The sequence below is a fragment of the Nonomuraea sp. NPDC050478 genome (genome assembly GCF_044458265.1).
Classification (GTDB): Bacteria; Actinomycetota; Actinomycetes; order Streptosporangiales; family Streptosporangiaceae; genus Nonomuraea; species Nonomuraea ferruginea.
The window spans coordinates 1,192,529-1,212,231 of the sequence record NZ_JBITHT010000001.1 but is presented as its reverse complement, the minus strand read 5'-3'; the positions used below and the strand labels follow the sequence as shown (position 1 = coordinate 1,212,231).

The following is a 19,703-nucleotide window of genomic DNA, read 5'->3' as shown; positions in this document are numbered from 1 at the left end:
CGCCGACTCAGGGGGTTCAGCACGATGCCGCACAGGTTCCGCTCCCTGTTGCGGCTGGTGGTCGTCGGGCTGCTCACGGTCATGGGGGTCGCCGTCCCGGCCTCCGCCGCCGTCCAGGGACGGGTGGCGGTCGTCGGCGTGCCGGGGCTCGAGTGGAGCGACATCGACCAGACGCGTACGCCCAACCTGTGGAAGCTCGCTGGGCAGGGCGGCACTGCCTCCCTGTCCACCCGCGCCGTCCCGCCCCCCGGCCGGGGCATCACCTGCGCCGTCGCCGGCTGGCTGACGGTCTCGGCGGGCCAGCGCGCCGGCACCCCTGGCGAAGGCTGCCCTGAGACCCCGGCGCCGCAACGCGCCGACGACCAGGGCTCCCCCGAGGACCCCGGAACCGCCACTCCGGAAAGCCCTGCTCCCACCGACACCTCGCAAGGCCCGACCCCGCGGCCGACCGGGACCCCGGCCCCGGCGCCCACCGGCGATCCCGGGGCCCCCGGACACCCCGTCACCGTGCCCGGCTGGGCGGAGCTGGTGGCTCACCAGGCCGGCACCGGCTACGACGCCCGGCTCGGCACCCTCGCCCAGACGGTCATCGACGGCGGCGGGAAGGTCGCCGCCGTCGGCCCCGGCGCAGCCCTGGCCGCCGCCGACGAGACCGGCCGCGTCGAGACGTACGCCGACGCCCCGGCCCGGCTCGGCGACCTCTCCTCGTACGCGCTGATCGTCATGGACGTCCCGGACCTCGCCACCGCCTGGGCCGCCCAGCCTCGGGACGAGTACGGAGTCCCCACCGGCATGCCGCAGGACGTCCGGCAGGAAGCGGCGGCGGCGGCCGACCGGCGCGTCGGCGAGTTCCTGGCCGTCCTCCCGAAGGACACCACCGTCCTGGTCGCCGGGATCTCCGACGTCTCTCCCGGGGCCCACCTCCACGTGGCCATGGCCACCGGCGGGCGCTACCCCGCCGGACACCTCACCGCCACCTCGACCAGGCAGGACGCGCTGGTCGCGATCCAGGACCTGACGGCCACCGCCATCCACCTGACCGGCCTCGAACCCCCGCGGCAGGTCGTGGGCCGCCCCTGGCAGCCGGGCGGCGCGACGGGCCCCGCCACGCAGGAGACGGTCGCCGAGCTGGCGGACGCCGACCTGGCCAGCCAGGTGCTGCGCGAGGTCCGCGGCCCCTTCTTCGCCGTCTTCGTCGCGGTCCAGCTCCTCTTCTACGCCTTCGCGGCCCTGGCGCTGCGCCGCCGCAGATCGGCCGCCCCGCCGGACGCGCGTCCCGCCGGAGCCGGCGACACCGCTGTGTCTCCCGGAACCTCCACCGGCCCCACCTCCTCTGAGGCCGGTGGAGCCGGGGGGATCGACGTGGCCGGGGCGTCGCGGTTGCTGGTCACCGTGCAGGTCGTCTCCGTGATGAGCGGCGGCATCGCCGTCGCCACGTTCCTGGCGCAGCTCGTGCCGTGGTGGAGCCTGCCCGCGCCGATGGCCGCGCTCATCGTCACGATCGTCGCCATGGCCGGGCTGATCACCGGCGTGGCCTTCGCCGGTCCGTGGCGCGCGCACGTGCTCGGCCCGCTCACCGTGGTCGCGCTGGTGACCTCCGTGGCGATGCTGGCGGACGTCATGACCGGCTCCCACCTCCAGGTCAACGCCGTCTCCGGGTACGAGCCCGTGACCGGCGGACGGTTCTACGGCTTCAGCAACATCGCCTTCGCCATCTACGCCACCGGCACCGTCCTCGGCCTCGCGGGCATCGCCCAGTGGCTGCGCGGCAAGGGCGCGCCCCGGGCGGCGGTGATGACGGTCTGCGTGCTGTACGGCGGACTGGCGGTGTTCGCGGACGGGTCGCCCGCGTGGGGGGCGGACTTCGGCGGCGTGCCGGCGTTCGTCGCGGGCCTGTCGGTCTTCCTCATCCTCCTCTCCGGCGGTCGGGTGTCGTTCGTGAAGCTCCTGGTCGTCGGCCTGGTGGGGGCCGTGCTCATCGGCGCCATCTCGGTCGCCGACTGGGCGCGCCCGGCCGGGCAGCGCACGCACCTCGGCACGTTCGTGCAGCAGGTCATCGACGGCCAGGCGTGGACCGTCGTGGGCCGGAAGTTCGGCGCGATGGTCGGGGTGACCGTGGGGAACTGGTCGCTCACCCTGCTCTCGCTGGTCGCGCTGGCGTTCTTGTTTCTGGTGCTGGCGCGGCCGTCACGCTGGGGGGCGTCGGCGCTCGGGCAGGCGTACGCGCACGCGCCCGCACTCCGCGCCGGCCTGATCGGCGCGCTGACCTGCGCCTTCATCGGCTTCCTGATGAACGACTCGGGCATCGCCATCCCCGCCATGGCGCTCACGGTGGCGGTGCCCCTGACGCTGGCGTCGTGCGTACGCGCTCTGCAGCTCGCCACGCCCACCACAGCAGGGCCGCCGTCAGCGCCAGCAGCAGCCACGGAACGACCTGACTCCGCACGACGGTCGTGAGCCACCCGAGCTCGGGCGGCTGCCCGGCGACCCGCGCGGGCAGGTAGGCCAGCGACAGCACCAGCAGGTGGGCCACCATGAACCGGTCCAGGGCGGACGCCGCGGCCAGCGCCAGCACCCCGAAGGCGAGCCCGTCGTACCAGGGCAGCACGTACGGCGAGGCGAACAGGTAGGCGACCACCATCACCGCCGCCACGGCCACGGCCGCCTGGCCGCCTTCGCCCTTGACGGCGAACCACCCGCGCCCAGGAGCCGGGGAGGCCGTGAGAAGGGAGCGGGGGATCGCGCGGAAGAGGGCCCAGGCGATGAGGGCGAGCAGGAGCAGGGAGCCCACCTGGATCTCGCTGCGGTAGGCGTGGCCCATGCCGACGACCGACTGGAGCCAGCCCTGGACGAGCTTCCAGAACGAGGCGTTGGAGATGGACTTGCTGGTGCGGGCCACCGGGGCCAGGGCGTCGAGGCCGGCGGCGGCGTAACCGGCGGCCACCACCGCCAGGGCGACCCCTGCCGTCAGCGCCAGGCGGCGGGGGTTTCTGCGCAGCTCCCAGGCGGGGCCGAGAGCGACCAGGCCGGCGTTGAGCTTGATGGCGACCCCGAGCCCGAGCAGGGCGCCTCCGATGACAGGCCGCGACCGGGCCAGGAGGGCGGCGACCATGCAGGCGACCGCCAGGGTGTCCACGTGCATGCCGGCGACGAGCTGGTAGAGCAGCAGCGGGTTGGCCGTCCACAGCAGCGCGCCCCGCAGCCGCGCGGCGGGCTCGCCACGGGCGAAGCGGTCGATCAGGAGGCCGGTGACGATGAACGCCGCGACGTTGACCAGGGCCAGCAGGAAGATCGTCAGGCGGACGGAGTCGCCGGCCAGCCAGCTCGCGGCGGCGTGTGTGGCCGTGGCCACCGGGCCGTAGACCGAGGGCTCCTCGCGCCACGGCGCCTCGACGGCGTCGGTGACGGGATCACCGGGAAGGTCGTCGGCGCCGTGGGTGTAGGGGTCGATGCCGAGCGAGGCGAGGCGGCCGTAGCCGGCGTAGTTGAGATGGTCGCCGGAGCCCGACGGGGGCAGGAACGCGAGCAGCACGGCGGCCAGGCAGCCGAGCAGCACGAGCGTGCGCGGCAGGCGTGCGGGGAAGGACGCGGGCGGCACGGCCAGGGCGCCGAGGAGACCGAGCCCGCCGAGCACCAGGGCGGCCACGGCCAGGGAGATCACCAGATAGGGGTGAGGACCGGCGGCCAGCGAGTAGGGCGGTTGCCAGCCGGGCCCCGACAGGGCCGGGACCATGGCGGACGGGCCGAGCACGCCGATGAGGGCCGTCAGCAGGATCGAGGCGGCGATGCAGGCCAGAGCCGGCCACATGAGCCGGTGGGGGGAGCCGGCCCGCGTCTCGGAAGTCACCCGCAAATTCCAGCACACCCGCCACAGGGCTCCGTCCGCCCGTCCCCAGCCTGTGGACAACCCCGTGAAGGGTCAGCGTCTGGGGCGGAGCTTCGCGAGGTTGTCGGCCACGAGGGGTTCGCGGGTGGCCAGGGCCAGGGCGACGTCGCGGAGCTGCCTGGCCCGGTGGAGCTGGGAGCGCCAGTCGGAACCGGTCGCCCGGTGCGCCATGTCGACCTCGACCTCGACCACGCGGAACCCCTTGCGGATCAGGTCGATGGTCAGGGCGGTCTCCACGCCGAAGCCGTGGGCCAGCGGGCGGGCCGCCTCGAACGCCTCCCTGGTGAGGCAGCGCTGGCCGTTGAGCGGCTGGGTCGCCTCGAAGCCGGTGGCGCGGCGGATGCCGTCTCTCGACAGCCGGACGACGATGCCGTGGCCGGCGAGCTTGACCCGGTTGGTGAAGGCGGCGATGGTCATGTCGGCCTCGCCGGCGCGCACGGGCCCCGCTAACGCGGCCGCGGCCTGGGCGCTGCCGGCCAGGTCGGCGTCCAGGAAGAGCAGATGGCGGGCGTCGCCGTCGAGAAGGCGCACGGCCTCGGCGCCCGTCTCCATGGCGGCCGCCTTGCCGCGGTTGCGGCTGTGGCGGACGACCTTGGCGCCCGCCGCGCGGGCGACCCGGCCCGTCTGGTCGGTCGAGCCGTCGTCGACCACGACGACGAGGTCGACGCCGGGCAGGCCGAGGGCCGAGGCGACGGTGAGGCCGATGCGATCGGCTTCGTTCTTGGCCGGGATGACGACCGCGGTGTCGCCCGCCGTCATGACTTCTCGGAGAGAAGGAACTCCTGCGGCACCTCGTCATGCACGGTGAACACCGAGTCGAGCCCGGTGACCTGCAGGATCTTCTGCACGGCGGGGCGCGGCGAGGCCACTTCGAGAGTGCCGCCCTGCTCCTTCATGCGCTTGAGTGCCGACAGCAGCACGTTCATCCCCGTGGAGTCGCAGAAATCCACGGCGGACATGTCTATGACCACGCGGCCGGGCCCCTCCTGGAGCAGCCGGGTGAACTCCGACTGCAGGTGGGGTGCCGTATAGAGGTCGATTTCACCGGCAATCACGACAAGTGCGTGGCCGGCATGTGATCGAGTCGAGACCTTGAGCTCCACAGAGGCAGGCTAGCGGCGTGAGGGCTCCGGGTCACGTTGTCACGCCGATACGTGAATGACGGCATGGATTCCGGGTGGCGACGAGAGTGGCCATTTGGGCTCCACGAAGACGGAGAGTAGGCGAAACTTGACGGTGCGCCACCATGGCGGCCGGAGAGGGGGCGGGCCTGAGCTCCGGATCCGGTCACCACTTCACAGGAGGAGGCTGGGCGAGCTCACGGGCCCGATGACCTATGAACACAGACCAACCGGAAGATCCTCAGCGTCGGAGAATCCGCGAACAGCTGGAAGCCATTCTCATCCGCAGCGAGAAGGCGACCTCGTGGCACGACGAGGCGGCCCGCCTGCGCGGGCTGGTCAACCACGAGGGTTACGTCCCCGTACGCACCAAGCTGGCCGGGGAGGACCTCGACTTCCTCTCCGGGGCCCGCGACGAGCTGCTGATGTTCTCCGAGCTCGGGTTGCGGCTGCTCGACCTGCATCAGCCGCGTGACGCGGGCGGCATCACCAGCGACGCCGCGCACCCCATCCTGCGGTGCCGGAGCTGCATGTGGAGATGGCCCTGCCCGACATTTCGTGCAATGTCGGAGTCGTTCGGCTCCACCTGCGAGTCCATCCTCCCGGAGACCGCCTGATCCACCCCGTCATCCGAGAGGGAGGCGGATCTCGAACCGGCAGCCCGGCCCCTCGTTCACCACGCCGATCACCCCGTCGTGCGCCTCCACGATGCCCCGGGCGATCGCCAGCCCCAGCCCGGCCCCGCCGTCCGCCGTCGGGGTCCGGGCCGCCTCCCCACGGAAGGCCACCTCGAACACCCGCGACAGCTCCTCCTCCGGGATGCCGCCGCAGCAGTCGCTGACCGACAGGCAGGCCATCCCCGACTCCACCCCGGCCCGCATCACCACCGGCAGGTCCGAGGGCGTGTGCTTGACGGCGTTGACCACGAGGTTGCGCAGGGCCCGCCCGAGCGCGCCCGCGTCGGCCTCGACCGGCACCGACGCCGCCGCCTCAGCGGTGAGCACCACGCCCTTGGCCCTGGCCAGCGGCTCGGCCCCGGCCAGCGTGTCGGCGACCAGGTCGGCGAGCCCGATCCTGGCCCGCGACAACCGCAGCGCCCCGGCGTGGATCCTCGACAGCTCGAACAGGTCGTCCACCATCGCCGACAGCCGGTCCACCTCCAGCTTGATCTGGCGGTGGTAGCGGCCGACCGTCTCGGGGTCGGCCACGACGCCGTCCTCCAGCGCCTCCGCCATGGCGCGCATCCCGGCCAGCGGGGTGCGCAGGTCGTGGCTGACCCAGGCGACGAGCTCGCGCCGGGCGCCTTCGAGTGCGCGTTCGCGCGCGTACGCCTCCTGCAGCGCGTCGGCGATGGCCTGGAGCTCGGCGGGCAGCCCTCGCGGCGCGGTGAACGGCGGCTCGCCGACCGCGGCCACCAGCCGCCTGCTCTCCGCCACGACCCGCCTGGCCACCACGAACGCCACACCGAGCCCGACGAGGCCGCCGACGGCGATCACGCTGAGCACGACGTCCCTGGCGGGGCCCTCGATGATCATCCGCATGGTGATCGCGACCACGCCGGCCAGGGTGGCGGCCACCGCGACGACCACCACGATCGCCATCATCACACCGATGGAGCGGGTGCGCAGCCACCACATGACGGCCAGGCCCGCCGCCGCCACCAGCAGGCCCAGGCCCGCGGTGACCACGACGATCATGCCGAGGCTCACGCGGGGCCCTCCAGCGGTTCGTACCGGTAGCCGACCCCCCAGACCGTGACGATCCTGCGCGGGTCGGTCGGATCGGGCTCGATCTTCTCCCGCAGCCGTCTGACGTGCACGGTCACCGTGGAGGAGTCGCCGAACGACCATCCCCACACCTGGTCGAGCAGCGCCGCCCGGCTGAACGCCTGCCTGGGGTTGCGCATCAGGTAGGCCAGCAGGTCGAACTCACGGGCGGTCAGCATGATCTCCGCCCCGCCCAGCCGTACCTCGTGGGCGCCCACGTCCACCGTCAGGTCGGCGTCGCGGAGCACGCCGGTGCCGCCGGTGACGGCCGCGCCGCGGGCGCGGCGCAGCACCGACCGCACGCGCAGGGCCAGCTCGCGCGGGCTGAACGGCTTGACCACGTAGTCGTCGGCGCCCGTCTCCAGGCCGACCACCCGGTCGATCTCCTCCCCGAGCGCGGTCAGCATGATCACCGGCACCGGCCAGCGCTCCCTGAGCTTCCTGCACACCTGCAGCCCGTCGAGCTGGGGCAGCATCAGGTCGAGCACCATCAGGTCGGGCGGCCTGGCCAGCGCGCGGCGCAGCGCCTCCGCGCCGTCGCCCACGCACTCGACCTCGTGCCCGTCGCGCTCCAGATAGCGTGCGACCACCTCGGACACGTTCGGGTCGTCGTCGACCACCAGGATGCGGGTGTTCACGCCATCACGGTACGGCGCTGCGGCACGGGCGAGGCGATCACGTCATCGCTTCGTAAGCCTCGCACGCGGCACCGGCACGACGTACGGTGGCGTCATGGGTCGAGTCATCATGCTCGTGGCGGGTGCCGCGCTGGCGCTTTTCGTGCTGTTCACCTTCATCATCCCCATGGTTCTGGGGCTGCTGAAGATCGCGCTGATCATCGGAGTGATCGCTCTGCTGGTCTTCGTCGTCGTCACGCTGGTCGGTAAGTCGTCCTCGCCGCAGTGACGGCCTTCCTGTTCGATCCCTGGCTCATCGCCGTCACCATGGTGGCGGTCCTGCTGCTGGTCTCGTGGGCGGCCAGGCTGCTGCCGGCCTGCGGCGGTGAGCCGTCCGGGTTCCCCCTGGTGTACGCGCGGCGCACGGCCTTCCAGCGCCAGCGCGATCCCGACGCGGCCGGGAGACCGAGACCGCGAGCTCCTTCACCGCGCCCCGCTTCCTGTTAGGCGGGGCTCGGACCCGAGCCCTGGAAGTCTCCATGGGAGAAGGGCTCATGATCGATTCGCTTGTCTCGTTCGTCATCGGCGTCTCCGGGGGCCACGCCGCCCTCGGCATCGTGCTGTTCACCCTGGCCGTACGGCTCCTGCTGCTGCCGCTGGGCATCCGCCAGGCGCGCAGCGCCCGCGTCAGGGAACGCCTCGCGCCCAGGCTGCGCGAGCTGCGCAAGAGGTTCGGGCGCGACCCTGAGCGGCTGGCGAAGGAGACGTCCGCGCTGTTCGCCAAGGAGGGCAGCTCGCCGTTCGCGGGGATCCTGCCGGGGCTGGCCCAGTTGCCGTTCATGTGGCTGATGTTCCGGGTGGCGACCCACCCGACCGCGCTGGCGGGCCACGACCTGTTCGGGGCTCCGCTCGGTCAGCAGGTCGCGGCCGTGCTCGCACATTACGGTCTGTTCAGCGGCCCATTTTCGGTCTTCGCTTTGGTGCTCGTGCTGATGGCCGTGGTGGCATGGCTGTCTTCCCGTACGGTGAAGTCGGCGCTCACCGACGACCAGCCGGAGCTCATCCGAAGGGTGACACCGTTGCTGCCGTTCGGCTCGGTGCTGGCCGCGGCGGTGCTCCCCCTGGCCGCCGGGCTCTATCTGCTGGTTTCCACGGCGTGGACCGTGGGAGAGCGCGCCGTGCTCGCTACCCGGCCTCTTTGAGCGCGTGAACCTGCCCGTTCATCTGCTTCTGAGGTGCGGGCAGGATCGCCCACACCGTTGTCGTGTCGCCGTCATGCCGCACGCCCCAGCTCTCCGCCACATACTCGACGATCCCCAGCCCGCGGCCGCCCAGCGAGGACAGGGCCGGCCGGCCCGCCCTCGGCTCGGTCGCCGCTCCCCCGTCGCTGACCGCCACCTCGATGTGACCATCGTTACGCAGCCAGGACACCCTCACCATCCCCGAAGGCAACGGGTGGGCGTGCCGTAGCGCGTTGCTGAGCAGCTCGCTCACCACGAGTACGGCATCGTCGATCGCGGGATCGAAGACCCCGCAGTCCTGAAGATCGTTGCTGAGACGCTGGCGGGCGACGGCGACGCTGGACGGCGCGTACGGCAGTAGCACCACGCTTGACACACCCACCTCCCCGTCTCCCAGTGCCCCCCGCGGAAGCACCCCCGGTACGACCGAAATGCCCCGTTACTCGATCCCAGAAACCGCATCTCGATCACAGCTTGTACACATCGGACGATAGATCAGCGCAACCGTGACCACCTCGTTACCGCACCGGTGTGTCGGATCCGATAGTAGAAGCGGACCTGAGCTGGAGCTTCATCCGGGTGCCGCCACCGGGGCGCGGATGCGCGCTCACCTCGCCGCCCTGCGCCCTGGCCAAGCTCCGCACGATGTAGAGGCCGAGCCCGACGCCGCCGAACCTCCGGCGGTCGCCGGTCTCCACCTGGACGAACCGTTCGAAGATCCGTTCCCGGTCGGCCGGCGCGATCCCCACGCCCTCGTCGTCGACCACCACGACCACCCCGCCGTTCTCGCGCCAGGCGCCGACGCTGATCAGCCCGCCCTGCGGCGAGTACTTGAAGGCGTTCTCCAGGAGCTGGCCGAGCACGATGTCGGTGGCCAGCGGATCGCCCATCACCCACGGCAGGCCCACGGCGATGCCGACCTCGATGCGGTGCCGGTCGGACAGCACCGGCAGGCCGAGCGTGGCCGCGTGCAGCCGCTCGGCCAGGTCGAACGGCTCGTCGCCGACCACCTGCTCCTCCGCCCCCGCTCTGGCGCCGAGCAGCAGGTGGTCCATGAGGCTGCCGAGCGACTTGGCCCGCTCGGCGATCGTGTGCACGGCGGAGCGGCGCTCGGCGTCGCTCAGCTTGTCCCAGCGGGCGTCGAGCGTGCCGGCGAAGCCGCGGACGACCGTGATCGGGGTGCGCAGCTCGTGGCTGGTGGTCGCCAGGAACAGGTCCTTGGCCTCCTCCAGCTCCTTGGCGGCGGTGACGTCGCGGAAGTCGACGACCAGCTCGCCGGTCTCCTCGATGCGCGCGCACACCACGTCCAGCCAGCGCCCGCTCGGCAGCTGGTGGGTGACCTTCTCCCCAGGGCCGGGCAGCGGGAACGGCGGCGGGCCGCCGATGACCTCCTCGGCGCTGACGGCGGTGAGCTCGGCCGCGGCCGGGTTCCACCGCAGCACCCGGCCGTCGCCGTCGAGCACCGCGATGCCGTCGGCGCTGGCGTCGAACACGGCCCGCTCGTGCGCGCGCTGCCGCACCGCCTCCTGGTAGGCGACCGCGTTGCCGACCGCGATCCCGGCGTGCCCGGCCAGCAGCTCCAGCAGCTCCAGCTCCAGGTGGCCGGGCTTGCGCTTGGCGAACAGCGCGTAGAGCGCGCCGTACGGGCGACCCCCGACGGCGGCGAGGCCGAGCGCGATCGTGTGCAGACCCTTCAGCCGCGCCCACACCAGCCGGTCCAGCCCGGCGGACTCCAGCAGCACGGTCCTGCCGGTGCGCAGGAGCGTGCCGACCAGGCTGGTGTCCAGGTCGGTGGTGGCCTCCTTCAGCGAGTCCGGCAGCCGGTAGGTGCTGACCAGGCGCAGCCGGTCGCCCTCGATGAGCACGAACCCGCCCGCGTCGGCCCCGGTCAGCTCGGTGAGGCTGGCCGAGATGCGGTCGAGCACGGCGGGCAGCTCCAGCTCGGCGTTGATGTCGCCGACCACGTCGGTGAGCCTGCGCACCAGCCTCGCGCGGCGCGCCAGGCGGCTCTTGGCCGCGTGGTCGGCCTGCACCAGGTGGTAGACGCAGACGTATCCGGCCGTCGCGCAGCCCACGCGCAGCGCGCTGATGTCGGCCCGCACGTCCAGCACGCCGCCGTCGGCGCGCGCCCGCTTCGTGCGCAGCGACACCTGCCCGCCGGTGCGGACCCGCTCCAGGGCCGCGTGGTGCTCGGCCGCCAGCTCCTCCGGCACGATCGGCGCCCTGCGCCCGAGCACGTCGGCCGCGGGCCAGCCGAAGAGCGCCTCGGCGGCCGCGTTCCAGACCAGGACCGTCTGGTCCCGGTCGATCGCGACGACGGCGTTGGGTGAGCTGTCGAGCACCGCGCGGACCATCTCGTCGTCACTCGCACCCCTTGGGTCCCCCACGACTCCATAGTGCCCGCGGCGTGGCGCTCGCGTCGGGCGATCCGTCCGATACGCTGCGGTCACGGCTTTTTCATGGCGGGTGGAGGTGAAGGCGTGTCGGGCGACCTCGAGGCCCTGCTGCGGGTGACGTCCGACACTTATCGGGGTGACGGCCAGCTCGACGTCGCGCTCGGCACCTACGACGGCGCGGTCGGCAGGCTGGTGCTCGCGGTCACCGCGCGCGGCCTCGTCGCCTGCAGCTACGAGGACGAGCACGTGGTCTTCGAGCGGGTGTCCAACCAGGTGGGCAGCCTCATCGGCACCGACGCCCGGCGGCTCGACCCGGTCCGCCGCGAGCTCGACGCCTACTTCTCCGGCCGGCTCCGCGCCTTCTCCACCCGGGTCGACCTGACCCTCGCCACGCCGTTCGCTCGTACGGTCCTGCAGAAGACGATGGCGGTCCCGTACGGCACGACCACGACGATGGGCCGGATCGGCGAGCTCATCGGCAGGCCGCGCGCGCTGCGCGCGGTCGGCAACGCGCTCGGCGCCAACCCCGTGTGCGTGATCGTGCCGTGTCACCGGGTGGTGCGCGACGACGGCGAGCCCGGCGACTACGCGGGCGGCCCCGCCGCCAAGCGCCATCTGCTCACCGTCGAGCGACGCGGCGCGTGACCAGCCCGATCAGCAGCGTCGCCAGGGCCGCGACGATGGCCGCGCCCAGCGCGCCGTTCATCCACGGCTCCCTGGTGAAGCCGATGACCTCGCGCACCCCGGCCCAGAAGCCGTCCCACGGGGCGACGGTGGGGGTGGAGGTGGTCAGCCAGTACGCCGCGAAGCCGAGCGCCCACGGCACCAGCATCGACCAGCGGGCGGGGGCGTCGGCGTCGGTGTTCCACCGGGCCGCGCCGCCGAGCAGGAAGTAGTCGACGGCCAGCACCGCGAACATCGGCACGAACACCGCGCCGATCACGCCCAGGAACGCGCCGTAGGAGGTCACGTCCACGACCAGCGCGATGGCGACCGTGAGCAGGCCGATGAGGGTGCTGATGATCCGCCGGTCGACGCGCGGCATGAGGTTCTGCAGCGAGACGGTCGTCGAGTAGACGTTCGCGAACGACTGGTCGGCCTCGCGGAGCACCAGGATCGCGAAGAACAGCGCGCCCAGCGGCACCGCCACGAACGGCCCGAACACCGCCGTGCTGTCGGCCGCCACCGCCTCGGCCCCTGCGATCGCGACCGCGTACACGCCCAGGGCCAGGCAGGCGACCTGGGCGAGCGTGTAGCCGCCGACCACGCCGGTGAAGGCCGCCCGGCTGGACCTGGAGTGCCGGGCGAAGTCGGCGGCCAGCGGCACCCACGACACCGACAGCGCGATCACGTAGTCGACGGCCGGGGCGAACGCCTCCCAGGACCCTCCGGTCCGCGGCTGCGCGTCGCCCAGGAACTGCACCGCGAACCAGATCATCGCGATGATCACCAGAACCGTGATGTAGCGCCTGATCAGCCGGACCGCGCCCAGCGGCCAGACGGTCAGCACCGTGGTGATCACCCCGGCGACGATCACCCACACCGCGTACGGGACCGTGTCGCCGAAGATGGCCAGGGCGCCCTGGGCGATCACCCAGAGCTCGAACGCGCCCCAGCCGATCATCTGGATGATGTTGAGCACGGTGGGGAAGTACGACAGCCGCGCCCCGAACAGCCCGCGCAGCAGCACCATCGCGGGCTTGCCGGTCTGCGTGCCGGGGATGGCCGCCAGGCCCACCATGGTGGTGCCGATCAGGCTGCCGACCACGGTCGCGACCAGGGCGGCCGTCACGGTCAGCGGCGCGCCGCCGAGCGGGTCGATCAGGAACAACGCGCCGGAGAAGCCCAGCAGGCTGACCGCCAGGTTGGCCCAGAGCGCGCCCTGGTCGAGCACTCCGAGCGTCTTGGGGGGCTCGCCCTCCAGGGTCAGCGGAACTTCCTCGCCATGGATGGCATGCGACATCGCGCACTCCCTACGCCGGCATTACCCGGACAGGTTCATGCGGTCGGCAGCGGCGTAGCTGCCCTCTCAGCCCGGTTGGCCCCGAGCTCCCGCGGTGGGTCGTCAACAGCCGGAGATCAACTCCGGCTGCCGCCCCCATGATGCACTATTGGTCCCGTTTCGGCCAGTCGGGGTCAGGCGACCATCGGCGGCCGGCCGGTCTCGCTGACCATGGGACGCTTGTCGAGCTCCCAGGCCTGCATGCCGCCGCCGACGTTGACCGCCTCGCGGCCCAGGCGGTTGAGCCAGGCCGCCACCTGCATCGAACGGCCGCCGACGCGGCACACGACGTAGACCGGACAGCCGGAGGGGACCTCGTCGACCCGCGCCTGGATCTGCGTCATCGGGATGTGGACCGCCTCGGGGGCGTGGCCCGCCACCCACTCGTACTCCTCGCGCACGTCGAGCAGGTAGGCGTCGTCGGGCACGTCGCGGACCTCGACCTCGGGAACCGTCATGCGCCCATTCTTACCTGCCGCGCGTCGTGCTCGGCACGCTACTTGAGCAGCTTGGACATGCGGCGGTCGGCCAGCGGCTTGCCGCCGGTCTGGCAGGTGGGACAGTACTGCAGCGAGGAGTCGGCGAAGGACACCTCGCGGATCGTGTCGCCGCAGACGTCGCACGGCTGGCCGGTGCGGTTGTGCACGCGCAGCCCCGACTTCTTCTCCGCCTTGAGGTCCTTGGCCGCCAGGCCGCGCGCCCGCTCGACCGCCTCGCGCAGCGTGGTCACGATGGCGTCGTGCAGGTCGGCGATCTGCGCGTCGGTCAGCGTCGCCGCGACCTTGAACGGGGACATCTTCGCGGCGTGCAGCACCTCGTCGGAGTAGGCGTTGCCGATGCCGGCGACGACCTTCTGGTCGCGCAGCAGGCCCTTGATCTGGGTGCGGTTGCCGCCGACGATGCGTTTGAGCGCGGCGACGTCGAAGGACTCGTCGAGGGGGTCGGGGCCGAGCGCGGCGACACCCGGCACTTCGTCCGGATTTTTCACGACATAGACGGCCAGGCGCTTCTGCGTGCCCGCCTCCGTCAGCTCGAACCCCGGCGCCAGCCCGTCGGCGTCGGGCGCGAGCCGCACCCGTACGGCGAGCGGGCCCTTGCCCGGACGGACCGGCCTGGCGCCCGACAGGTCGTCACGCCAGCGCAGCCAGCCCGCCCGGGCCAGGTGGATGACCAGGTGGAGCCCGTCACAGTCGAGGTCGAGGAACTTGCCGTGACGGGACACGCCCGTGACGGTCAGCCCGCCCAGCGCGGTCACCGGCGGGTCGAACGTCTTGAGCGCCTGGAAGGCCACCACGTCGACGCCCGCGATCGTGCGGCCGACCGCCCGCTCGCCCAGGAACGCGGTGAGCGACTCCACCTCGGGAAGTTCAGGCATGCTCTCCAGACTACGCGGCGCTACGGCACGTCCCAGAACGCCAGCTCGTGCGCCATCCCCTCCGTGAACATCGCCTCCGCCCGGTCGGGATCGACGTCCGTCTCGTCGATCATCTGGGCGATCCGCTCGGCCAGCGCGGCGAACCCCGGGTCGGCGTACGTGTCGACCCAGGCCCGGTAGCGCGGCTCGGCGGGCGGGTTCTCCGCCAGGATCCGCCCCAGCGTCGAATATCCCCACATGCACGGATACAGCGCCGCCAGCCCTTCCCCGTACGAGCCCGCGGACTCCAGCAGGAAGTCCGTGTACGCGACGCAGGCCGGCCCCTTCACCGCCCCTTCCAGATCGGCCCCGAACTCGGCCGACAGCGAACGGTGCAGATCCAGCTCCTCGTGATAGGTCGAGTGCGCCAGGTCCACCAGGTCGCCGACGTGCGCGTCAGGAGCCTGCCAGGCCAGCTTGGCGAACACCCGCACGTAGTCGAGCAGGTAGAGGTAGTCCTGCTCCAGCCACGACCGGAACACGGGCTCGGGCAGATCGCCCCGGCCGATCCCGGCAACGGTGGGATGGGCCAGCTGAGCCTCAAGCAGGGGACGGCCGACAGCGTGCAATTTTTCCGAGATGGTCATGCTCGCACGTTAGTGTCAGAGGATGAGCGTGACGATCGCGGAGGAGATCCTCCTTCTCGCCTTCGGCGAGGACGACGGCAGGCAGCTGCTCTCCACCATCCAGCTCGACCCCGCCGTGGCCGGCGCCCTCCTGGCCGAGCTGGCGATCAGCGAGCGCATCACGCTGCGCGACAAGAAGGTGACCGTCCTGGACCCCGCGCCGCTGGGCGACGACGAGCTCGACGCCGCGCTCGCCCGCATCGCCGGCAGCCCGAAGGAGCGCGGGCCCGCCTGGTGGGTGCAGCAGCTGCAGTCGGGCAAGCTCCGCACCCGCCTGCTCACCCGGCTCGCCGCCGCGGGCGTGCTGGCCGAGGAGCGCGGCCGGGTGTTCGGCGTCTTCCGCACCACCCGCTGGCCCGAGCTCGACGGCAGCGTCGAGTCGCGGGTACGCGAGCGGGTCGCGGGCGCGCTGGGCGGCGCCGAGCCCGACCCGCGCACCGCCGTGCTCATCGCGGTCATGCACGCCGCCAAGCTCGACCGCAAGGCGTTCCCCGGCGCCGACAAGGGCCGGGTCAAGGAGATCGCGGCCGGCGCGTGGGAGGCCGAGGCCGTGGCGCAGACGATCGCCGCGATCAACGCGGGCATCTCGATCGCCGTCACCACGGCCGCCATCACCGCGACGGGCTAACCCGCGTCGAGGATCTCCTTCGGCACCGGCTGGTCGGCGGCCAGCGCCTCGAACAGGGCCAGCGCCTTGGCCCTGTCCCACTTGACGGCCTCGCCGCCCGCGACGTTCTCGGTGCCGCCGAAGGGCACCACCGTGGTCACCGGGCTGTCGCCCATGGCCAGGCCCAGCGAGAGCATGTCGAACACGCCGGTGTCCTCGTCGACCGCCACGGCGTCGGTGGCGCTCATCGCCAGCGGGATCGAGGTGAACGGGTTGATCAGGGTGCCGGGGCTGGCCGCCTTCTTCACCACCGCGCTGAGGAACTGGCGCTGCCGCTTGGTGCGCTCGTAGTCGGGCAGCGCCCCGCCCTTGCGGGTGCGGACGTAGCCGAGCGCCTGGGCGCCGGTGAGGGTCTGGGTGCCCTTCTTGAGCTTCAGGCCCGCCTTGGGGTCGTTGACCGCGGCCCGCACGTTGATCTCGACGCCGCCGACGGCGTCGACGATCTCGACGAAGCCGGCGAAGCCGATCTCCATGTAGTTGTCGACGCGGATGCCCGTGACCGTCTCGACGGTGCGGACCAGGAGCTTGGGCCCGCCGATCGCGTAGGCGGCGTTGAGCTTGTTGCGGCCCTGGCCGGGGACGGTGACGGCGGAGTCGCGCGGCAGGCTGACCAGCGTCGGCCGGTCGCTCCCCTCGGGCAGGTGGAGCAGCATCATCGAGTCGGTGCGCTGGCCCTCGCTGTTGCCGGTGGCGAGCTTCTTGCGCTCGCGGGCCGACAGGCCCTTGCGGCTGTCGGAGCCGACCAGGAGCCAGTTGGTGCCGGGGGTGTCGGCCGGGCGGCCCTCGTAGTCGTCCAGGATCCCGGCGGGCAGCCCGCCCAGCCGCCCGTCGATCCAGAAGAGCATGCCGGCGGCGGTCACCACCAGCGCCACCAGGAGCGCGAGAATGATCTTGAGAACGGTGCCGCCCTTGATCCGCCGGCGCGGCGGCCGTTGTCCGGGCGGCGGGGGCGGCCGGTCGGAGGTGCTCCGCATGGGCCTGACGGGACTGCTGCCCGACCGGCGCTTGCCGTACACCCGCGAGCTGGACCGCGGCACGTCGTCGGCGACCGGCTGCTGCGGGGGCTGCGGGAAGTGGTGCGCCGGGGCCCCCGCCGCACGCGGCCCGTCCTTGCTGGAAGGCAGCGGGCGACGCTCGCCCGGCGAGCGCATGGCCCGCGTCCGGTCGTCCTCAGCCACGTGGCTCCTTCTTCCCCTTGCTTGACATAGTCGCCCTGACATAGAAGCTACGTCCAACACTTCGCTCAGTGCAGTCCACCGGCCATTGTTCCGCCACGGAAAAGTACGTAGAACCAGGCAGATAAGACCACCGGAAACACAGAGGCCATCCGCATCGTTAGTTTTATGGACCAGCTCTAAAGAAGGGATGATCGTGTCCACTGCGGACCCATGGAGTAGCCGCCCGTGCACATGCACGGGTTCCCCTGAGAGCTCGCAGCGGTGAGCGCCTATCTGGGCCTGATGGCCCTCTTCCTGCTCACAGCCGCGACGGGCTACTTCGTCGCCCAGGAGTTCGCCTTCGTCGCCGTCGACCGGGCCGTCCTGCGCGAGCAGGCCGCGGCCGGTGACCAGGCCGCCGAGAAGGCACTCCGCGTGACCTCACGCCTCTCGTTCATGCTGTCGGGCGCCCAGCTCGGCATCACCGTCACCGCCCTGCTGGTCGGCTTCCTGGCCGAGCCCGCCATCGCCGTGATCGTGCGGCCCTGGCTGACGGACGCCGGCCTCTCCGACGCCCTCATCACCGGGCTCTCCGTCGCCATCGGCGTGGGCGTGGCCACCGTGGTGCAGATGGTGCTCGGCGAGCTAGCGCCGAAGAACCTCGGCATCGCCAGGCCGGAGCAGGTGGCGAAGTTCCTGGCCGGATCCACCCTCGTCTACCTGGCCGTGGTCGGGCCGGTGATCCGCCTCTTCGACTCGGCGGCGACCGGGCTGCTCAGGAAGGTGGGCATCGAGCCCGTCGAGGAGGTGGAGCACGGCGCCACCCCCGAGGAGCTCTCCCGGATCATCGAGGAGTCCACGGAGGCCGGTGAGCTGCCGCCTCGCCTGTCGGAGCTGCTGGAGCGCGCCCTGGAGTTCGGCGACCACACGGCCGAGGAGATCATGGTGCCGCGGCCCCGGGTGGTGGCGCTGCGCGCCGCCCAGCCGATCTCCGAGCTGCTGGAGACCATGCGGCAGTGCGGCCACAGCCGCTACCCGGTGCTCGGCGACGACGGCGACGTGGCCGGCGTGACCGGCGTGCGCGAGCTGCTCGCCTCCGGGATCGAGGAGGGCGCCGTGCGCGACATCACCCGCCCGGCGCTGCTCGTGCCCGACTCGCTGCCGCTCCCCGCGGTGCTCGACCGCATGCGCGTCGCCAAGGACGACATCGCCTGCGTCATCGACGAGTACGGCGGCCTGGCGGGTGTGATCACCGTCGAGGACCTCGCCGAGGAGCTCGTCGGCGAGCTCGTCGACGAGAACGACCCGGACCCGGTGGGCGCCGTGCGGCAGCCCGGCGGCGTCTGGGAGGTGCCCGGCAGGCTGCGGCTCGACGAGGTCGAGCGGGCCACCGGCATCGCGCTGCCCGAAAGCGACGACTACGACACGCTCGGCGGCCTGATCCTGGCCGAGCTGGGCCGGATGCCCGAGCCCGGGGACACGGTGACGGTGCCGACCGTCGTCGAGGCCGACCCGTTCGAGTACGACGACGGCGGCGACCGCCACGTGGCCGAGCTGACCGTGATCTCGCTCAACCGGCGCGTGCCCGAATGGGTGCGGCTGGCGCCCGCCCAGCAGCCCGCGGAGGCGACCCGATGACGATGATCATGATCAGCGTCGCGCTGCTGGCGTTCAACGCGCTGTTCGTCGCCGCCGAGTTCGCCTTCGTGTCCTCCCGGCGGCACCGCCTGGAGGAGATCGCGGCGGGCGGCAACCGGCTCGTCAGGATCGCGGCCAGGTCGGCCGCGGGCGGCAGCCGCCAGCTCTCCCTGATGCTGGCCGGCGCCCAGCTCGGCATCACGCTGTGCACGCTGGGCCTCGGGTACGTGACCGAGCCGGCCATCGAGCACTACCTCGAACCGGTGTTCGCGGCCATCGGCGTGGCAGAGCCGCTGCGCATGCCGATCGCGCTGACGCTCTCGCTGGCCCTGGTGACGTTCCTGCACATGGTGGTGGGCGAGATGGCGCCCAAGTCGTGGGCGCTGACCCACCCCGAGCAGGCGGCGCTGCTGCTCACCCTGCCGTTCAGGGCCTTCACCTCGGTGATGCGGCCGCTGCTGTCGTCGCTCAACGGCCTGACCAACCTCGGCCTGCGGCTCTTCGGGGTGCAGCCGCGCAACGAGCTGGCCACCACCAGGACGCCGCGCCAGCTCGCCATGCTGGTCGGCGAGTCCGGCCGGATGGGGCTGCTCGACCGGGAGGAGCACGACCTGCTGACCCGGGCGCTGCGGTTCGAGGCCGAGGGCATCGAGCGCCTCATGGTGCCGATCGGCCGGGCGGTCACCGTACCCCCGCGGGCCGGCACGGCCGAGATCCGGCGCGTGGCGGCCGGCAGCGGCCACCTCAGGCTGCTCGTGAGCGACGGCGGCGAGGTGGCGGGTGTCCTGCACGCCCGTGACGCCCTGCTGGAGCCCGGACGTACGGCGAGCGAGCTCGCCAGGCCGGTGCCGAAGCTGCCGAGCCTCACGCAGGTCCCCGAGGCCGTGGCGGCCCTCCAGGAGGCCCGTGCGCACCTGGCGCTGGTCACCGGGGGCGACGGCGCGGTCATCGGCATGGTGAGCCTCACCGACCTGCTGGGCCAGTTGCTGGACACGCGCAAGCTGGCGGCCTGACCTCGGCTTCGCTCTGAGCGAAAACAATGGGCCCCGGCCGGAAGCGGTTTGAAAGCGAGCTGCAACCGGCCGGGCGTACCTTTCGCCCGGCGGTACGGCCAGGAGGCCGCAAGCGGACAGGATGTCGAGGAAAAGATGAAGCCCCGGCTCTTGCGAACC

The 19,703-nt window shown here is 72.3% G+C and carries 20 protein-coding genes, 1 pseudogene and 1 riboswitch; of the genes and pseudogenes, 9 read left to right on the top strand and 12 right to left on the bottom strand.

Features of this window, described 5'->3' with window-relative positions:
* Positions 1 to 24: 24 nt before the first annotated feature.
* The gene (locus tag ACIBF7_RS05765; protein ID WP_271276261.1) at positions 25 to 2,457 is read left to right on the top strand and encodes a hypothetical protein; all 2,433 of its coding nucleotides are present in this window, start codon (positions 25 to 27) and stop codon (positions 2,455 to 2,457) included.
* Positions 2,458 to 2,743: 286 nt separating this feature from the next.
* On the opposite strand, the pseudogene mptB reads toward ACIBF7_RS05765, so the two are convergent.
* The 3 genes and pseudogenes from mptB to ACIBF7_RS05750 form a co-directional block, all read right to left on the bottom strand.
* Positions 2,744 to 3,733 (bottom strand): annotated as a pseudogene (gene mptB / locus ACIBF7_RS05760) (polyprenol phosphomannose-dependent alpha 1,6 mannosyltransferase MptB); the annotation flags it as partial.
* 186 nt (positions 3,734 to 3,919) lie between these two features.
* Entirely contained in the window at positions 3,920 to 4,645 is a 726-nt protein-coding gene (locus ACIBF7_RS05755) for a glycosyltransferase (RefSeq protein ID WP_148036069.1), read from the bottom strand.
* Complete coding sequence (locus ACIBF7_RS05750; RefSeq protein WP_148036068.1) at positions 4,642 to 4,989, bottom strand: STAS domain-containing protein; 348 nt, start codon at positions 4,987 to 4,989, stop codon at positions 4,642 to 4,644. The genes ACIBF7_RS05755 and ACIBF7_RS05750 overlap by 4 nt, the downstream gene beginning before the upstream one ends.
* Before the next feature lie 233 nt (positions 4,990 to 5,222).
* Here ACIBF7_RS05750 and ACIBF7_RS05745 point away from each other — a divergent pair, with 233 nt between their 5' ends.
* Positions 5,223 to 5,624, top strand: a complete 402-nt coding sequence (locus ACIBF7_RS05745) for a hypothetical protein (RefSeq protein WP_148036067.1) — start codon at positions 5,223 to 5,225, stop codon at positions 5,622 to 5,624.
* Between the two features lie 9 nt (positions 5,625 to 5,633).
* Here ACIBF7_RS05745 and ACIBF7_RS05740 read toward each other — a convergent pair whose 3' ends face one another.
* On the bottom strand, positions 5,634 to 6,716 hold the full coding sequence (locus ACIBF7_RS05740) for a sensor histidine kinase (protein WP_397196527.1): 1,083 nt from the start codon (positions 6,714 to 6,716) through the stop codon (positions 5,634 to 5,636).
* Entirely contained in the window at positions 6,713 to 7,411 is a 699-nt protein-coding gene (locus tag ACIBF7_RS05735; RefSeq protein ID WP_148036066.1) for a response regulator transcription factor, read from the bottom strand. Before ACIBF7_RS05735 ends, ACIBF7_RS05740 begins: the two co-directional genes overlap by 4 nt.
* A gap of 94 nt (positions 7,412 to 7,505) precedes the next feature.
* Between ACIBF7_RS05735 and ACIBF7_RS05730 the strand changes: the two genes are divergently transcribed.
* Genes ACIBF7_RS05730 through ACIBF7_RS05720 form a run of 3 tightly spaced genes read left to right on the top strand, consistent with a single transcriptional unit; the run spans position 7,506 to position 8,592 of the window.
* Positions 7,506 to 7,679: a hypothetical protein gene (locus tag ACIBF7_RS05730; RefSeq protein ID WP_187281667.1), complete on the top strand. Its 174-nt coding sequence runs from the start codon at positions 7,506 to 7,508 to the stop codon at positions 7,677 to 7,679.
* Complete coding sequence (locus tag ACIBF7_RS05725; RefSeq protein ID WP_148036065.1) at positions 7,676 to 7,897, top strand: DUF6412 domain-containing protein; 222 nt, start codon at positions 7,676 to 7,678, stop codon at positions 7,895 to 7,897. Before ACIBF7_RS05730 ends, ACIBF7_RS05725 begins: the two co-directional genes overlap by 4 nt.
* A 47-nt stretch (positions 7,898 to 7,944) precedes the next feature.
* The gene (locus ACIBF7_RS05720; protein ID WP_397196526.1) at positions 7,945 to 8,592 is read left to right on the top strand and encodes a YidC/Oxa1 family membrane protein insertase; all 648 of its coding nucleotides are present in this window, start codon (positions 7,945 to 7,947) and stop codon (positions 8,590 to 8,592) included.
* On the opposite strand, the gene ACIBF7_RS05715 is transcribed toward ACIBF7_RS05720, so the two are convergent.
* Positions 8,576 to 9,007, bottom strand: a complete 432-nt coding sequence (locus ACIBF7_RS05715) for an ATP-binding protein (protein ID WP_261809001.1) — start codon at positions 9,005 to 9,007, stop codon at positions 8,576 to 8,578. The two genes, ACIBF7_RS05720 and ACIBF7_RS05715, sit on opposite strands and share 17 nt — an antisense overlap.
* Positions 9,008 to 9,149: 142 nt before the next feature.
* Positions 9,150 to 10,985, bottom strand: a complete 1,836-nt coding sequence (locus ACIBF7_RS05710) for a PAS domain S-box protein (RefSeq protein ID WP_397196708.1) — start codon at positions 10,983 to 10,985, stop codon at positions 9,150 to 9,152.
* 126 nt (positions 10,986 to 11,111) lie between these two features.
* Here ACIBF7_RS05710 and ACIBF7_RS05705 point away from each other — a divergent pair, with 126 nt between their 5' ends.
* On the top strand, positions 11,112 to 11,672 hold the full coding sequence (locus tag ACIBF7_RS05705; RefSeq protein ID WP_308249210.1) for a methylated-DNA--[protein]-cysteine S-methyltransferase: 561 nt from the start codon (positions 11,112 to 11,114) through the stop codon (positions 11,670 to 11,672).
* Here the strand turns inward: ACIBF7_RS05705 and ACIBF7_RS05700 are convergent.
* The 4 genes from ACIBF7_RS05700 to ACIBF7_RS05685 all read right to left on the bottom strand — a co-directional run bounded on the left by ACIBF7_RS05700 (position 11,647) and on the right by ACIBF7_RS05685 (position 15,030).
* Positions 11,647 to 12,990 carry a cytosine permease gene (locus ACIBF7_RS05700; RefSeq protein WP_148036061.1) on the bottom strand — a complete coding sequence of 448 codons (1,344 nt, stop codon included), beginning with the start codon at positions 12,988 to 12,990 and terminating at the stop codon, positions 11,647 to 11,649. The two genes, ACIBF7_RS05705 and ACIBF7_RS05700, sit on opposite strands and share 26 nt — an antisense overlap.
* Positions 12,981 to 13,093: riboswitch (TPP riboswitch) on the bottom strand. (Overlaps the previous gene by 10 nt.)
* A 70-nt stretch (positions 13,094 to 13,163) precedes the next feature.
* Positions 13,164 to 13,487: a rhodanese-like domain-containing protein gene (locus ACIBF7_RS05695; protein WP_397196525.1), complete on the bottom strand. Its 324-nt coding sequence runs from the start codon at positions 13,485 to 13,487 to the stop codon at positions 13,164 to 13,166.
* Positions 13,488 to 13,525: 38 nt separating this feature from the next.
* The gene (locus tag ACIBF7_RS05690; RefSeq protein WP_364233770.1) at positions 13,526 to 14,404 is read right to left on the bottom strand and encodes a DNA-formamidopyrimidine glycosylase family protein; all 879 of its coding nucleotides are present in this window, start codon (positions 14,402 to 14,404) and stop codon (positions 13,526 to 13,528) included.
* Between the two features lie 20 nt (positions 14,405 to 14,424).
* Positions 14,425 to 15,030: a TenA family protein gene (locus ACIBF7_RS05685; RefSeq protein ID WP_397196524.1), complete on the bottom strand. Its 606-nt coding sequence runs from the start codon at positions 15,028 to 15,030 to the stop codon at positions 14,425 to 14,427.
* A gap of 22 nt (positions 15,031 to 15,052) precedes the next feature.
* Here ACIBF7_RS05685 and ACIBF7_RS05680 point away from each other — a divergent pair, with 22 nt between their 5' ends.
* Entirely contained in the window at positions 15,053 to 15,697 is a 645-nt protein-coding gene (locus tag ACIBF7_RS05680; RefSeq protein WP_397196523.1) for a GPP34 family phosphoprotein, read from the top strand.
* Here ACIBF7_RS05680 and ACIBF7_RS05675 read toward each other — a convergent pair.
* Positions 15,694 to 16,914, bottom strand: coding sequence for an LCP family protein (locus ACIBF7_RS05675; protein ID WP_397196522.1), 1,221 nt, complete (start codon positions 16,912 to 16,914; stop codon positions 15,694 to 15,696). The two genes, ACIBF7_RS05680 and ACIBF7_RS05675, sit on opposite strands and share 4 nt — an antisense overlap.
* Before the next feature lie 261 nt (positions 16,915 to 17,175).
* Here ACIBF7_RS05675 and ACIBF7_RS05670 point away from each other — a divergent pair, with 261 nt between their 5' ends.
* Together ACIBF7_RS05670 and ACIBF7_RS05665 are read left to right on the top strand one after the other, a co-directional pair.
* Complete coding sequence (locus ACIBF7_RS05670; protein WP_148036056.1) at positions 17,176 to 18,531, top strand: hemolysin family protein; 1,356 nt, start codon at positions 17,176 to 17,178, stop codon at positions 18,529 to 18,531.
* Positions 18,528 to 19,544 (top strand): hemolysin family protein, encoded by a 1,017-nt coding sequence (locus ACIBF7_RS05665; RefSeq protein WP_219550773.1) that lies wholly within the window; start codon positions 18,528 to 18,530, stop codon positions 19,542 to 19,544. The genes ACIBF7_RS05670 and ACIBF7_RS05665 overlap by 4 nt, the downstream gene beginning before the upstream one ends.
* The last annotated feature ends 159 nt before the right edge of the window (positions 19,545 to 19,703 follow it).